At 55.4% G+C, this 13,697-nt stretch carries 14 protein-coding genes; 6 read left to right on the plus strand and 8 right to left on the minus strand.

Annotated elements, in window-relative coordinates; all coding sequences use genetic code 11:
- Positions 1-9: 9 nt before the first annotated feature.
- Positions 10-1,308, minus strand: a complete 1,299-nt coding sequence (locus tag ACMWLG_RS20475) for a D-amino acid dehydrogenase (protein ID WP_023312179.1) — start codon at positions 1,306-1,308, stop codon at positions 10-12.
- 321 nt (positions 1,309-1,629) lie between these two features.
- Between ACMWLG_RS20475 and ACMWLG_RS20480 the strand changes: the two genes are divergently transcribed.
- The gene (locus ACMWLG_RS20480; RefSeq protein ID WP_023293929.1) at positions 1,630-3,162 is read left to right on the plus strand and encodes a SpoVR family protein; all 1,533 of its coding nucleotides are present in this window, start codon (positions 1,630-1,632) and stop codon (positions 3,160-3,162) included.
- A gap of 44 nt (positions 3,163-3,206) precedes the next feature.
- Here ACMWLG_RS20480 and fadR read toward each other — a convergent pair whose 3' ends face one another.
- A complete protein-coding gene (fadR, locus tag ACMWLG_RS20485; RefSeq protein ID WP_023312180.1) occupies positions 3,207-3,926 on the minus strand; it encodes a fatty acid metabolism transcriptional regulator FadR in 720 nt (239 codons plus the stop codon).
- A gap of 200 nt (positions 3,927-4,126) precedes the next feature.
- On the opposite strand from fadR, the gene nhaB reads away from it, so the two are divergent.
- Together nhaB and dsbB are read left to right on the plus strand one after the other, a co-directional pair.
- Positions 4,127-5,665, plus strand: a complete 1,539-nt coding sequence (gene nhaB / locus ACMWLG_RS20490; RefSeq protein ID WP_045404345.1) for a Na(+)/H(+) antiporter NhaB — start codon at positions 4,127-4,129, stop codon at positions 5,663-5,665.
- Positions 5,666-5,808: 143 nt separating this feature from the next.
- Positions 5,809-6,339: a disulfide bond formation protein DsbB gene (gene dsbB, locus ACMWLG_RS20495; RefSeq protein ID WP_024909807.1), complete on the plus strand. Its 531-nt coding sequence runs from the start codon at positions 5,809-5,811 to the stop codon at positions 6,337-6,339.
- A gap of 123 nt (positions 6,340-6,462) precedes the next feature.
- Here the strand turns inward: dsbB and ACMWLG_RS20500 are convergent, their stop codons facing one another.
- The 3 genes from ACMWLG_RS20500 to ACMWLG_RS20510 form a co-directional block, all read right to left on the minus strand.
- Complete coding sequence (locus tag ACMWLG_RS20500) at positions 6,463-6,903, minus strand: YcgN family cysteine cluster protein (protein ID WP_023312183.1); 441 nt, start codon at positions 6,901-6,903, stop codon at positions 6,463-6,465.
- A gap of 93 nt (positions 6,904-6,996) precedes the next feature.
- Positions 6,997-7,656, minus strand: a complete 660-nt coding sequence (locus ACMWLG_RS20505; protein ID WP_045404348.1) for a fumarylacetoacetate hydrolase family protein — start codon at positions 7,654-7,656, stop codon at positions 6,997-6,999.
- Positions 7,657-7,703: 47 nt separating this feature from the next.
- Positions 7,704-7,979 (minus strand): YcgL domain-containing protein, encoded by a 276-nt coding sequence (locus ACMWLG_RS20510; protein ID WP_023312185.1) that lies wholly within the window; start codon positions 7,977-7,979, stop codon positions 7,704-7,706.
- Between the two features lie 123 nt (positions 7,980-8,102).
- Here ACMWLG_RS20510 and minC point away from each other — a divergent pair, with 123 nt between their 5' ends.
- From minC to minE, 3 genes are read left to right on the plus strand one after another with little or no spacing between them, the layout of a single operon-like run.
- On the plus strand, positions 8,103-8,810 hold the full coding sequence (gene minC, locus ACMWLG_RS20515; RefSeq protein WP_023312186.1) for a septum site-determining protein MinC: 708 nt from the start codon (positions 8,103-8,105) through the stop codon (positions 8,808-8,810).
- Positions 8,811-8,833: 23 nt separating this feature from the next.
- Positions 8,834-9,646, plus strand: a complete 813-nt coding sequence (minD, locus tag ACMWLG_RS20520) for a septum site-determining protein MinD (RefSeq protein ID WP_023312187.1) — start codon at positions 8,834-8,836, stop codon at positions 9,644-9,646.
- Positions 9,647-9,649: 3 nt separating this feature from the next.
- The gene (gene minE / locus ACMWLG_RS20525; RefSeq protein WP_008500504.1) at positions 9,650-9,919 is read left to right on the plus strand and encodes a cell division topological specificity factor MinE; all 270 of its coding nucleotides are present in this window, start codon (positions 9,650-9,652) and stop codon (positions 9,917-9,919) included.
- A 74-nt stretch (positions 9,920-9,993) separates the two neighbouring features.
- On the opposite strand, the gene rnd is transcribed toward minE, so the two are convergent.
- The 3 genes from rnd to ACMWLG_RS20540 all read right to left on the minus strand — a co-directional run bounded on the left by rnd (position 9,994) and on the right by ACMWLG_RS20540 (position 13,663).
- A complete protein-coding gene (gene rnd, locus ACMWLG_RS20530; protein WP_100245662.1) occupies positions 9,994-11,121 on the minus strand; it encodes a ribonuclease D in 1,128 nt (375 codons plus the stop codon).
- A 71-nt stretch (positions 11,122-11,192) separates the two neighbouring features.
- A complete protein-coding gene (fadD, locus tag ACMWLG_RS20535) occupies positions 11,193-12,878 on the minus strand; it encodes a long-chain-fatty-acid--CoA ligase FadD (protein ID WP_023312189.1) in 1,686 nt (561 codons plus the stop codon).
- 203 nt (positions 12,879-13,081) lie between these two features.
- The gene (locus tag ACMWLG_RS20540) at positions 13,082-13,663 is read right to left on the minus strand and encodes a Slp family lipoprotein (protein WP_045620339.1); all 582 of its coding nucleotides are present in this window, start codon (positions 13,661-13,663) and stop codon (positions 13,082-13,084) included.
- Between the last annotated feature and the right edge of the window lie 34 nt (positions 13,664-13,697).

Consider the following 13,697-nt stretch of genomic DNA (forward strand, 5'->3'; position numbering starts at 1 on the left):
GACAACTCCTTAGCTATGCGCGCCGTGCAGGTGCTGTGGACGCGAAGGCGTAAACCCCGATTGATAGCGTGCGGCGCTTAAATCGTCAAACGGAATTGCCGGCGTGCGCCCGGAAATCAGGTCGCTCAGCAGCTGGCCCGATCCGCAGGCCATCGTCCAGCCGAGCGTGCCGTGTCCTGTATTGGTCCACAGGTTTTTGAACGGCGTGCGGCCTACGATCGGCGTGCCGTCCGGGGTCATCGGACGCAGGCCGGTCCAGAACGTCGCCTGCTCAACAAAACCGCCGCGCGGGAAGAGATCGCCCACGACCATCTCCAGCGTTTCACGACGCGGCTTCAGCAGCTCGGTGTTGAAGCCGACGATCTCCGCCATGCCGCCTACGCGAATGCGGTTGTCGAAGCGGGTAATGGCGATTTTGTAGGTTTCATCCAGAATGGTCGAGACAGGTGCGCCGCTCTCTTCTTTCACCGGAATGGTCAGCGAGTAGCCCTTCAGCGGATAAACCGGAATGTCGAGAATGCCTTTCAGCATGGCGGTGGAGTACGAACCAAACGCCATCACGTAGGCATCGGCTTTGATCACCTCGTCGCCGCACTTCACGCCGTAAATTTTTTCCCCTTCCGACAGCAGCTTGTCGACGGAGGTGTTAAAGCGGAACTTCACTCCCGCCTGCTCGCACATTTGCGCCAGACGTTGCGTAAAGAGCTGGCAGTCGCCGGTTTCGTCATTCGGCAGGCGCAGGCCGCCGGTCAGCTTGTGCGCCACTTCCGCCAGCGCCGGTTCAACCTGGCCAAGCTGGCTGGCTTCAAGGAGCTGGTACGGTACGCCCGCATCTTCCAGCACGGCGATATCGCGGGTGGCATTCTCGTACTGTTGCTCGGTGCGGAACAGCTGCAGCGTCCCGCCCTGACGGCCTTCGTACTCAATCCCCGTCGACGCTCGCAGCGCTTTCAGACAGTCGCGGCTGTATTCCGCCAGGCGCACCATGCGCCCTTTGTTCTCCATGTAGTGGCGGGTGTCGCAGTTGCGCAGCATCTGCCACATCCACTTCAGCTGGAACTGCGTGCCGTCAAGGCTGATGGCCAGCGGCGCATGGCGCTGGAACATCCATTTAATCGCTTTCAGCGGAACGCCCGGCGCAGCCCACGGCGCCGCATACCCCGGAGAGATTTGCCCGGCGTTCGCCGCGCTGGTTTCAAGCGCGGGACCGGATTCACGATCGATAACGGTTACGTCATGTCCCGCCTGACTTAAATACCAGGCGCTGGTTACCCCAACGACACCACTTCCCAGTATGACAACACGCATAGCCACTCCATTATGTGCAAAAGAACAATCTTCTAATTACAGATTGATAACCTAGTTGAAAATATTATTCAACATACGACTTTTTTATGGTGACTTACCTCACACATCCCCCAGCATCAGGGGATAGTGCTAATTTGGGATCTCCTGCTGCGCGTTATTTTTAACCAGCATAATATGCTGAGGCATACCGTTTTTTTGCCGTATCAAAAACGCGAAATCGCAAAGAAAAAATTTCTGCCCCAGCACGCTTTTTAACACGTTGATCTATGCTTGAAAGGAGGCTCTCAAGACAGAGAGAGCACCCACAACGAGGGCGCGCTAATGGCTACTATTGATTCCCTGAACAAGGACAACACACGTCTGAGCGATGGACCCGACTGGACCTTCGAGCTGCTGGATGTTTACCTCGCCGAAATCGACCGGGTCGCAAAGCTGTATCGTCTGGATACCTATCCCCATCAGATTGAAGTCATTACGTCCGAACAGATGATGGACGCCTACTCCAGCGTCGGGATGCCGATTAACTATCCGCACTGGTCGTTTGGTAAAAAATTTATTGAAACGGAACGGCTGTATAAGCACGGCCAGCAGGGGCTGGCGTATGAGATTGTGATTAACTCCAATCCGTGTATTGCCTATTTAATGGAAGAGAACACCATTACCATGCAGGCGCTGGTGATGGCGCATGCCTGCTACGGGCATAACTCATTTTTCAAGAATAACTACCTGTTTCGCAGCTGGACGGACGCCAGCTCCATCGTCGATTACCTGATCTTCGCCCGCAAATACATTACCGACTGCGAAGAGCGCTACGGCGTGGACGAAGTGGAAAAACTGCTCGACTCCTGCCACGCGCTGATGAACTACGGCGTGGACCGCTATAAACGCCCGCAGAAAATCTCCCTGCAGGAGGAGAAAGCCCGGCAGAAAAGCCGCGAAGAGTACCTGCAAAGCCAGGTGAACATGCTGTGGCGAACCCTGCCGAAGCGTGAGGAGGAAAAAACGATCGCCGAAGCGCGTCGCTATCCGTCCGAGCCGCAGGAAAACCTGCTCTATTTTATGGAGAAGAACGCCCCGCTGCTGGAGCCGTGGCAGCGTGAGATCCTGCGCATCGTGCGCAAGGTGAGCCAGTATTTTTACCCGCAAAAGCAGACGCAGGTCATGAACGAAGGCTGGGCGACCTTCTGGCACTACACCATTCTTAACCATCTGTACGACGAGGGAAAAGTGACCGAGCGGTTCATGATGGAATTCCTCCACAGCCATACTAACGTGGTGTTCCAGCCGCCCTACAACAGCCCGTGGTACAGCGGGATTAACCCGTATGCGCTTGGCTTCGCCATGTTCCAGGATATTAAGCGCATCTGCCAGTCGCCGACGGAAGAAGACAAGTACTGGTTCCCGGATATCGCCGGTTCTGACTGGCTGGAAACGCTGCACTTTGCGATGCGCGACTTTAAGGATGAGAGCTTCATCAGCCAGTTTATGTCGCCGAAGATCATGCGTGATTTCCGCTTCTTCACCGTGCTGGACGATGACCGCAACAACTATCTGGAGATTTCCGCTATCCATAACGAAGAGGGATACCGTGAGATCCGCTCTCGCCTCTCTTCCCAGTACAACCTGAGCAACCTTGAGCCGAATATTCAGGTGTGGAACGTCGATTTGCGCGGCGACCGCTCCCTGACGCTGCGCTATATCCCGCACAATCGCGCGCCGCTGGATAAAGGGCGTAAAGAGGTGCTGAAGCACGTGCATCGCCTGTGGGGTTTTGACGTGCAGCTGGAGCAGCAGAATGAAGACGGGAGCGTCGAGCTGCTGGAACGTTGCCCGGCGCGGTTGAATACGCTGTAGCGCCACCGGGCGAAAAAAAACCTCTCGTATGAGAGGTTTTTCTTTTAGCGGGTCTGAATCGCTAAATCACCCGGCAGAGTTTTCTGCATACGGTGCCAGATTTCACCGGAATCGTGACCGTAGCGGCGCACCGTCTCATAAACCTGATCGTGCAGGCCTTCGGTACAGAGCTTGCTCAGCTTATGGTAGAAGCCCAGCGCCAGGCTACGCGCTTCCGGATTGGCAAAGTAGTGGCGGCCAATGCGGGTATAAAGCCCTTTCATACCGTTGAGGATCAGGCCATACACCGGGTTGCCGGAGGCAAACGCCAGGCCGCGAAACACGTTGTAATCGAGGGTGGCAAAAGCATCGGCGTGATCTTCCACCTCGTTTGCTGTGGCCAGCACCGCAAGGGCGTCTTCCGGATGCTGACGGAAAGCGGTACGAATAAAGATCGTCGCGATGTTGGTGCGAACGGAGAGCAGATTATCAATGAGCTGCGGCACGCTTTCATGGTCGAGACGCGCCAGCGTTTCAAGAATGTTCAGCCCGGACGTTTCCCAGAAGTTGTTTACTTTCGTAGGCTTACCGTGCTGGATCGTCAACCAGCCATCGCGCGCCAGCCGCTGAAGCACTTCACGCAGCGTGGTGCGAGTGACGCCAATCAGTTCAGAGAGTTCGCGTTCAGCCGGAAGAATGGACCCCGCAGGGAAACGATTATTCCAGATGCTTTCAATGATGTACTCTTCCGCGAAACCCGCCGGGCTCTGCGCCTTAATGACCATAGTGAGATTTCCATTACACAGCTTTAGCAAATTGGACTCATCATACCAGAGGGACGCAGTAGCAGGTAGCGCGGCAAAGAGAGAAAAGAGGGATCGCCGTTTCATTTTTGTGAAATTTACAATGCAGCCTTATCCGCCTCCAGGCCGTGATTTTTGCGTATACTGATGTTTTGTCTTACTTGACGGGAAGGACGTCTGTTGTGGAAATTTCTTTTGGGCGCGCGCTATGGCGCAATTTTTTAGGCCAGTCTCCTGACTGGTATAAACTGATACTGTTGGTTTTCCTGGTCGTTAATCCCATCATTTTTAGCGTGAATCCCTTTATCGCCGGCTGGCTGCTGGTGGCGGAGTTTATCTTCACCCTGGCCATGGCGCTGAAATGTTATCCCCTGCTGCCGGGCGGATTGCTGGCGTTTGAAGCCGTCGTCATCGGTATGACCAGCGCCGAGCATGTCAAAGCAGAGCTGGCGTCTAATCTCGAAGTGCTTCTGCTGCTGATCTTTATGGTGGCGGGTATCTACTTTATGAAACAGCTGCTGCTGTTCATCTTCACGCGCCTGCTGCTCAGCATTCCGTCGAAAATGTACCTCTCGCTGGCGTTTTGCCTTGCCGCCGCCTTCCTGTCGGCCTTCCTGGATGCGCTGACGGTCGTCGCGGTGGTGATCAGCGTCGCGGTTGGGTTTTACGGTATTTATCACCGCGTGGCCTCCTCTCGCCCAAATGAGGACCTGCAGGATGACAGCCACGTCGAGGCGCATAACCGTGACGTGCTGGAACAGTTCCGCGCGTTTCTGCGCAGCCTGATGATGCATGCCGGCGTGGGTACCGCCCTGGGCGGCGTGATGACCATGGTGGGCGAGCCGCAAAACCTGATCATTGCCAAAGCGGCGGGCTGGCACTTCGGTGATTTTTTCCTGAGAATGGCCCCGGTGAGCGTACCGGTGCTGATCTGCGGGCTGGCGACCTGTCTGCTGGTGGAGAAGTTTCGCCTTTTTGGCTACGGGGCGCAGCTCCCGGAGCCGGTGCGTCAGGAACTGCATAAATTCGATGTGCAGAGCCGAAGCCAGCGGACGCGCCAGGAGACGCTACGACTGATTGCCCAAGGGATCATTGGCGTCTGGCTTATCGCGGCGCTGGCGTTCCATCTTGCCGAAGTGGGGCTGATTGGCCTGTCAGTCATTATTCTCGCCACCACCTTTACCGGCGTGACGGACGAACATGCCATCGGCAAGGCGTTTACCGAAGCCCTGCCGTTTACCGCCCTGTTGGCGGTGTTCTTTGCCGTCGTGGCGGTGATTATCGACCAGCACCTGTTCGCGCCGATTATTGCCTTTGTATTAAAGGCGTCACCGGATGCTCAGCTCTCGCTGTTTTACCTGTTTAACGGCCTGCTCTCGTCGATCTCAGATAACGTCTTTGTCGGGACGGTCTACATCAACGAGGCCAAAGCGGCCATGGAGCAAGGCGTTATCAGCGCCGGACAGTTTGAGCTGCTGGCCGTGGCGATCAACACCGGTACCAACCTGCCGTCGGTAGCGACGCCAAATGGCCAGGCCGCCTTCCTGTTCCTGCTGACCTCCGCCCTCGCGCCGCTCATACGTCTTTCTTATGGCAGGATGGTGTGGATGGCACTGCCCTATACGCTGGTGCTCACGATCGTCGGATTGCTTTGCGTCAAAATTACCCTCATTCCCTGTACGCAATGGCTGGTACAAGCGGGTATACTTGCGGCGCAGTAAACTACGCATCTCGGGCAGTTCGCTGCCCGTTTGCCTTTTCGCACGATAAACATCCAATTACGTTTTATTTCGCCAGGTACAGGTGGCGCGAAAAACGAATTCGTTTACACTGCGCTTTCTAAGCATGTTCCAGGGAAATGATTATGTTGAGATTTTTAAACCAGTGCTCCCGCGGTCGCGGAGCGTGGTTGTTAATGGCCCTGACCGCCTTTGCGCTGGAAATGGTCGCGCTGTGGTTCCAGCACGTAATGGGACTGAAACCTTGCGTACTGTGTATTTACGAACGCTGCGCGCTATTCGGCATTATGGGTGCGGGCCTGGTGGGCGCGATTGCCCCAAAATCGCCGCTTCGCTATGCCGGTATTGCCATCTGGATCTACAGCGCCTGGAAAGGAATTGAACTCTCCTGGCAGCACACCATGATGCAATTGCATCCGTCACCGTTTATGACCTGTGATTTTGCCGCCCGCTTCCCGAGCTGGCTGCCGCTGGACAAATGGCTGCCGCAGGTGTTTGTTGCATCCGGTGACTGCTCCGTTCGTCAGTGGGAATTCCTGACGCTGGAGATGCCGCAGTGGCTGGTGGGTATTTTTGCCGCCTACTTCGTCGTGGCGCTGCTGGTGCTGATTGCCCAGCCGTTCAAACCGAAGAAACGCGATCTGTTCGGAAGGTAAAAGCAAAAAGGCAACCGAGGTTGCCGTTTTTAGTGCTTGCGCCCTCTCCCGTGGGAGAGAGTTGGGGTGAGGGCATCAGGCCGCACAAGCACAAAAAAACCCGCCTCGGCGGGTTTTTTAATCTCAACGGGTCGGGTGATTCATGATGTGGTCTTCCCAGTCACGCACCTCGGACTCTTTCACAGCAATGTGGCGCACAGAGATACGTTCACCGTGCATCGCCGCTTTTGAACCGGTTAACAGCGGATGCCAGTCAGGCAGACCTTTCCCTTCCGCCAGCAGGCGATACGCGCAGGTATGCGGCAGCCATTCAAACGTCGGCAGATTATCCCGGGTTAACTTGATGCAGTCAGGCTCAAATTCAAACCGGCGCTCATAGTTGCGGCACTGGCAGGTTTTAATGTTTAACTGCTTGCAGGCAACGTTGGTGAAGTAGATTTCATCCGTATCTTCATCCATCAGCTTGTGCAGGCAGCACTGCCCGCAGCCGTCACACAATGATTCCCATTCCGCGTCAGTCATGTCGTCGAGAGTTTTGCTTTGCCAGAAAGGGATGTTGTTCATCAGGATGTCCACACGTCAAAAGAAAGCGCACCTTATAACGAGTCTGGCACGTTGTTGCAAGTTTTGCCGCCCTCTTCAGGCGGCAAGATGGGGTTACAGCACGCGAGTTTTCAGCGACAGGCCGTTAAAACCGACCTCAAGCTCGTCACCGCTGAGTAGCGGGCCAACGCCTTCTGGGGTTCCGGTCAGGATCACATCGCCTGGTTTAAGGGTAAAGAAGCGGCTCATGTAGGCGATCAGGGGCACAATCTTATGGATCATGTCTGCCGTGGTGCCCTGCTGGCGGATCTCGCCGTTAACCTTCAGGCTGAGCGGCGTGTCCTGCGGATCGCCGTTAAATTCGCTCACCGGCACAAACGCCGAAATCGGGCAGGAATTATCAAACCCTTTGGCTTTTTCCCACGGCTGCCCTGCTTTCTTCATTTTGCCCTGCACGTCACGCAGGGTCAGATCCAGCGCCACGCCGTATCCGGCAATCGCTTTTTTAACATGTTCTTCCGAGGCCTGGCGCAGCGTCGCGCCGATCAGCACGGCAAGTTCAACTTCGTGATGCACCGAACCCAGCCCCTGGGGCAGCGCCAGCGGCTGGCGGATATCGCAAAGCGCCGTTTCAGGCTTAATAAACAGGACCGGCTCTTCTGGCGTCGCGCTGCCCATCTCCTGAATATGTTTTGCGTAGTTGCTGCCCACGCAAACCACTTTGCTGACGGGATAATCCAGTAATGCACCTTGCCAGTTATGATGTTGATACATGGTCGACCCCTAAACGGTTGATGTGTTGTGCCCAAAAACAGTTGAGACTATTTTTTACCGTTCGCCTCAAGATGCTGTTTTAATAAATTCTCGGGTGGCGGTGGAAGCTGTAAATAATAGCCTTGCTCGGATAAGGCCGTTTTCACTTTATCCAGATCGGCGTTAATCAGTTTCTTACGACCATCGAGCGGCAGCAGCATCGCCAGCTGTGGTCGGCCAAAGTTCTTCATTAATTCTTCAGGCACGCGTGAAAAATCGTCTTTCTTTTCGACATAAAGATAGGTCTGGTCACGGCTTGTACTTCTGTAGATCACACAAAACATGTTTTTACTCTGAATTAATGGGTGGTTGCTTGCCTCAATATACTCCTGACTATAACATGCCTGATACTCTTCGGAATATCGCAGCGAGTGGTTGCGGTTAATAGCAAATTGAGTAAGGCCAGGATGTCAAACACGCCCATCGAGCTTAAAGGCAGTAGCTTCACCTTATCAGTGGTACATTTGCATGATGCAAAACCCGAGGTTATTCGTCAGGCGTTAGAAGACAAAATCGCCCAGGCTCCCGCCTTTCTGAAGCATGCCCCTGTTGTTATCAACGTCAGCGGTCTTGAGGCGCCGGTTAACTGGAAGCTTCTCCAGCAGGCCGTCTCCTCGACCGGACTGCGTATCGTGGGCATCAGCGGCTGCAAAGATACTGAGCTGAAAGCGGAAATTGAGCGTGCGGGGCTGCCTCTTCTGAATGAGGGCAAAGAAAAAGCCTCGCGTGCGGCACCCGTTGCCGTGCAAACGCCCCCTCCTGCGGTGCAAAACGTTACTACCGTCACAAAAACGCGAATGATTGATGTGCCGGTTCGTTCCGGTCAGCGCATTTATGCACCAAACTGTGATCTGATTGTTACAAGCCACGTCAGTGCTGGCGCTGAGCTGATTGCAGATGGCAATATTCACGTATACGGTATGATGCGTGGACGTGCGCTCGCAGGTGCAAGTGGCGATCGAGATGCGCAAATATTTTGTACTCACCTGACGGCGGAACTGGTGTCCATCGCAGGTGAATATTGGCTGAGCGACAAGATCCCAGCCGAATTTTATGGCAAAGCGGCTCGCCTGCTTCTGGCAGACGACGCGTTGACCGTTCAACCGTTGAATTGATCCCTTTTTAACAAGGAATTTCTATGGCACGCATTATTGTTGTTACTTCGGGTAAAGGAGGCGTTGGCAAGACCACCTCCAGCGCGGCCATCGCTACTGGTTTGGCCCAGAAGGGAAAGAAAACCATCGTTATCGACTTCGATATCGGTCTGCGTAACCTCGACCTCATCATGGGATGTGAGCGTCGCGTCGTGTATGACTTCGTGAACGTCATTCAGGGCGATGCCACGCTGAACCAGGCGATGATCAAAGACAAGCGCACCGAGAACCTCTACATTCTCCCGGCATCTCAGACGCGTGACAAAGACGCCCTGACCCGTGAAGGGGTGGAAAAGGTGCTCGACGATCTGAAAAAAATGGATTTCGACTTCATCGTCTGCGACTCCCCTGCCGGCATCGAAACCGGTGCCCTGATGGCGCTCTACTTCGCGGATGAAGCGATCATCACCACCAACCCTGAAGTTTCATCCGTGCGTGACTCAGACCGTATTCTGGGGATCCTCGCCTCTAAATCCCGTCGTGCGGAAAATGGCGAAGACCCGATTAAAGAACACCTGCTGCTCACCCGCTACAATCCGGGCCGCGTGAACAAAGGTGACATGCTGAGCATGGAAGACGTGCTGGAGATCCTGCGCATTAAGCTGGTGGGCGTTATCCCGGAAGATCAGTCCGTGTTACGCGCCTCTAACCAGGGCGAGCCAGTGATCCTTGATACAATGGCAGATGCAGGTAAAGCTTACGCCGATACCGTTGACCGTCTGCTGGGAGAAGAACGTCCTTTCCGCTTCATTGAAGAAGAGAAGAAAGGTTTCCTCAAACGCCTGTTCGGAGGATAAGTTATGGCATTACTGGACTTTTTTCTCTCGCGGAAAAAGAACACCGCCAACATCGCAAAAGAACGTCTGCAAATTATCGTTGCGGAGCGTCGCCGTAGCGACGCCGAGCCTCACTACCTGCCGCAGCTGCGCAAGGACATCCTGGAAGTGATCTGTAAGTATGTGCAGATTGACCCGGAGATGGTCACGGTGCAGCTGGAACAAAAAGACGGGGATATTTCGATTCTGGAGCTGAACGTTACGCTCCCGGAAGCGGAAGAGTCGCGTCCGTAGGTTTGTGGTTTCATAGCCCCGGTAAGCGCAGCGCCACCGGGGGAATATGCCGGGTTTATCACCCGGCATATTTTTTATCGCGGATAGCCTTCCAGCAGCGAATTCAGGCGATCGGCCATCAATTCCCCGCGCCATCCCGCCATCATTTCCGGCACGCCATTCTGCGGCTTCAGCTTCCAGTGCCAGTTCAGCAGCTGGTTAATCTGACGACGTGAGGCGAGCAGTTCCGCGCTCAGTTTGCTTTCGGTTGCAACTGCCTGCACCAGCGCTTTGATGTCCTTGAAAGCCTTGCGATAGCCCGGCATGTCCATCAGGTTCAGCAGCGGTTCCGGCAGCGCGTCTTCCGGCAGCTCCTGCGCTTTTGCGACCAGCGCCAGCAGGGTTTTACCGTGGAAGCGGATCTCGCTGCCCGAAAGGCCAATGCTGTCCAGCTCGCCCAGGCTGCCCGGCATATAGCGCGCGATTGCCCAGAGATGCTCTTCGCGAACCACAAAGTTAACGGCCAGATCGCGCTCGCGCGCTTTACGCAAGCGCCAGTCTGCCAGCAGCTGCAGGCATGCCAGCTGACGCGTGCGCAGCTGCCAGGCGTTGCTGATATCGCGCCAGGCCTCTTTCGGGTCAACCACTTCCTGACGACGCTGCTGGGTCATACGGCATTCGTCCAGCGCAGCAGCGAGCCAGCCGGAGGCTTCCGCCTCTTTCATCAGCTGCCCGGCGATCGGCAGCAGGTAAAACACATCTGCCGCCGCGTATTCCAGCTGACGCTCGGTAAGGGGGCGCGCCAGCCAGTCGGTACGGGATTCACTTTTATCCAGCGTCAGGCCCGTATACTCCTCCACCATGGCAGCAAAGCCCCATGAGAGCGGACGATTGCTGAATGCCGCGAGGATCTGCGTGTCAATCAGCGGCTGGGGCATGATGCCAAAGGTGTTCAGAAAGACTTCCAGATCCTCACTGCCTGCGTGCAGGTATTTCGTCACGGCGGTATCGAGCAGCAGGTCACGCATCGGCGTCCAGTCGGTAATGCCGAGAGGGTCAATCAGCGACACGTGTTTACCGTCGTACATCTGAATCAAACCCAGCTGCGGATAATAGGTCCGGGTACGGACAAACTCGGTATCCAGGGCAATGGCAGGAAAGTCGCGCGTCACTTCGCACAGCGAAGCCAGCTCGTCGTTGGTCGTGATCATCTGGTAATTCAAAACGGGTTCTCTTTTGTTTGCGCCCATAAAAAACGCCGGCTTAACCGGCGTCTGGGCGATTAGCGTGAAGCTCAGGCCTTATTGTCTACTTTGCCACGGGCTTCGTCACGTAATTCTCGTCGTAATATCTTCCCGACGTTGGATTTTGGCAGCTCGTCGCGGAATTCCACCAGCTTCGGCACTTTATAGCCCGTTAGCTGACGACGGCAAAACGTTACCAGCGCTTCCTCGGTGAGTGAAGGATCTTTCTTGACCACAAATATCTTCACCGCTTCACCGCTGCTGCCGGAAGGAACGCCGACAGCCGCCACTTCAAGTACGCCGCTGTGCTGCATAACCACGTCTTCGATCTCATTCGGATAGACGTTGAAGCCGGAGACCAGGATCATGTCTTTCTTGCGATCGACGATGCGCAGGAAGCCCTCGTCATCCATTACCGCAATATCACCGGTGTGCAGCCAGCCGTCTTTGATGATTTCGTCGGTCGCATCGGGACGCTGCCAGTAACCCAGCATCACCTGCGGACCTCTGACGCAAAGCTCACCCGGCTCGCCCGGCGCGACTTCGTTATCGTTATCATCGACCAGTTTGGCCTCTGTCGAAGGAACCGGCAGACCAATGCTTCCACTGTGATAGTCGATATCGTGTGGGTTCACGCTGACCAGCGGAGCACATTCCGTCAGCCCATAGCCTTCCAGCAAATACTGGCCGGTGAGCTTCACCCAGCGCTCGGCGACCGCCTGCTGAACCGGCATGCCGCCGCCCGCAGAGAGGTGCAGCGTGGAGAAATCCAGCTGCTGGAACTCTTTGTTATTAAGCAGCGCGTTAAACAGGGTATTAACCCCGGTCATGGCGGTGAACGGATATTTCGCCAGCTCTTTCACCAGGCCCGGGATATCGCGCGGGTTGGTGATGAGGATGTTCTGACCACCCAGTTCAATAAACAGCAGGCAGTTCATGGTCAGCGCAAAGATGTGATACAGCGGAAGCGCGGTGATCACCACCTCTTTGCCCGGATGCAGCAGCGGCCCGTAGGTGGCGTTCACCTGTTCAAGGTTTGCCAGCATATTGCGGTGGGTAAGCATGGCCCCTTTGGCGACGCCGGTAGTCCCGCCCGTGTATTGCAGAAACGCAAGATCTTCCGCGACCACTTCGGGTTTAACATACTGCATACGGTAGCCCGCATGCAGCGCGCGGCGGAAGGAGATGGCGTCCGGCAGGTGGTATTTTGGCACCAGGCGCTTGACGTATTTGACGACAAAGTTAACCAGCGTGCCTTTGGCGGTGGAGAGCTGATCCCCCATGCGCGTCAGGATGACGTGTTTAACCTGGGTTTTGTCGACCACTTTTTCCAGCGTATGGGCGAAGTTGGACACAATGACAATCGCGGCCGCGCCGCTGTCGTTCAGCTGATGCTCCAGCTCGCGCGGGGTGTACAGGGGGTTGACGTTGACGACAATCATCCCGGCTCGCAGGATACCGAACAGCGCCACCGGGTATTGCAGCAGGTTCGGCATCATCAGCGCGACGCGGTCCCCTTTTTGCAGCCCCAGCCCTTCCTGCAGATACGCCGCAAACGCGCGGCTACGCTCCTCAAGCTTACGGAACGTCATGACCTCGCCCATATTCACGAATGCGGGCTGGTCCGCGTAGCGCCTTACCGAGTGCTCAAATAATTCCACCAGGGATTGATAACGGTCAGGATTGATCTCAGCAGGAACATCTGCGGGATAACGGTTAAGCCAAACCTTCTTCAATGCATCACCTCTGAAATGAGTGTTCGTCGTCATCACAACCCCGATAATAAACAGTTTGTTAACATTATATTAACTCAGCGTACCAGTTTATTAATTGTTCACATTTAAGGTTGCGAAGCGCGTCACTCTTTTTTTTCGTTTTATCCGTAAAAAAACAGAGACAGCGGCTGAGCCGCTGTCTCTTTTCTAACAATAACAGTGAGTTACTCAGTAACGATCGTCTGAACCTGTGCAGGGCCCGGGTTATACCAGCCCCAGCCCGGGTAGCCGTAACGATAAGGATGTGGACCCCACATCCACGGATCCATCGGCTGAGGCGGCATGACTACCTGCTGTGCCAGCCGCCAGCGTTTATACCCGTTGACCTGCATGGTCATAAATTTATACGGCGTGCTGCCGATTTTGCCCTGCACGGCGCCGGTAATCGGCCCGACAACGGTCACCAGCTGTCCGCGAAAATCGACCGGGTCCAGGAAACCACTGACGTCCGCATAGATACGCCCGCGAGAGGCCTCACCCAGTACCGGCCGCGCGCCGCTGTCCAGCGGAACGGTCGCGATCTCCAGACGGGTTTCCCCCTGCTGGTTTTGTACGTCGACGACCTTACCGCCAAAGCGCGCTTCCTGGCCGACGTAAAGCTCAGGCGCATTCATCACTCGCACCAGATCCTGCTGTGGCGTCGGGCTGCTGCCCTTAATCGCATCAGGAACGGAAACGCATCCGCTCAGTGCTATGGCAACCGCGCCTGCCATAATAAGGCGTACTACTTTAGTCTGAACCGCCATGATGCGACTCCTTTTTCTCAGTTCCTGTTACTGA

This window comes from Enterobacter sp. 01-M-02-SI-ECC (assembly GCF_047530595.1).
GTDB classification, from domain to species: Bacteria; Pseudomonadota; Gammaproteobacteria; order Enterobacterales; family Enterobacteriaceae; genus Enterobacter; species Enterobacter cloacae_M.

Excerpts from the sequence above, each read along its gene's own strand:
- ACMWLG_RS20475 (WP_023312179.1), bottom strand. The coding sequence starts at position 1,308 with ATGCGTGTTGTCATACTGGGAAGTGGTGTCGTTGGGGTAACCAGCGCC.
- ACMWLG_RS20480 (WP_023293929.1), top strand. The coding sequence starts at position 1,630 with ATGGCTACTATTGATTCCCTGAACAAGGACAACACACGTCTGAGCGAT.
- fadR (WP_023312180.1), bottom strand. The coding sequence starts at position 3,926 with ATGGTCATTAAGGCGCAGAGCCCGGCGGGTTTCGCGGAAGAGTACATC.
- dsbB (WP_024909807.1), top strand. The coding sequence starts at position 5,809 with ATGTTGAGATTTTTAAACCAGTGCTCCCGCGGTCGCGGAGCGTGGTTG.
- ACMWLG_RS20500 (WP_023312183.1), bottom strand. The coding sequence starts at position 6,903 with ATGAACAACATCCCTTTCTGGCAAAGCAAAACTCTCGACGACATGACT.
- ACMWLG_RS20505 (WP_045404348.1), bottom strand. The coding sequence starts at position 7,656 with ATGTATCAACATCATAACTGGCAAGGTGCATTACTGGATTATCCCGTC.
- ACMWLG_RS20510 (WP_023312185.1), bottom strand. The coding sequence starts at position 7,979 with ATGTTTTGTGTGATCTACAGAAGTACAAGCCGTGACCAGACCTATCTT.
- minC (WP_023312186.1), top strand. The coding sequence starts at position 8,103 with ATGTCAAACACGCCCATCGAGCTTAAAGGCAGTAGCTTCACCTTATCA.
- minD (WP_023312187.1), top strand. The coding sequence starts at position 8,834 with ATGGCACGCATTATTGTTGTTACTTCGGGTAAAGGAGGCGTTGGCAAG.
- minE (WP_008500504.1), top strand. The coding sequence starts at position 9,650 with ATGGCATTACTGGACTTTTTTCTCTCGCGGAAAAAGAACACCGCCAAC.
- ACMWLG_RS20540 (WP_045620339.1), bottom strand. The coding sequence starts at position 13,663 with ATGGCGGTTCAGACTAAAGTAGTACGCCTTATTATGGCAGGCGCGGTT.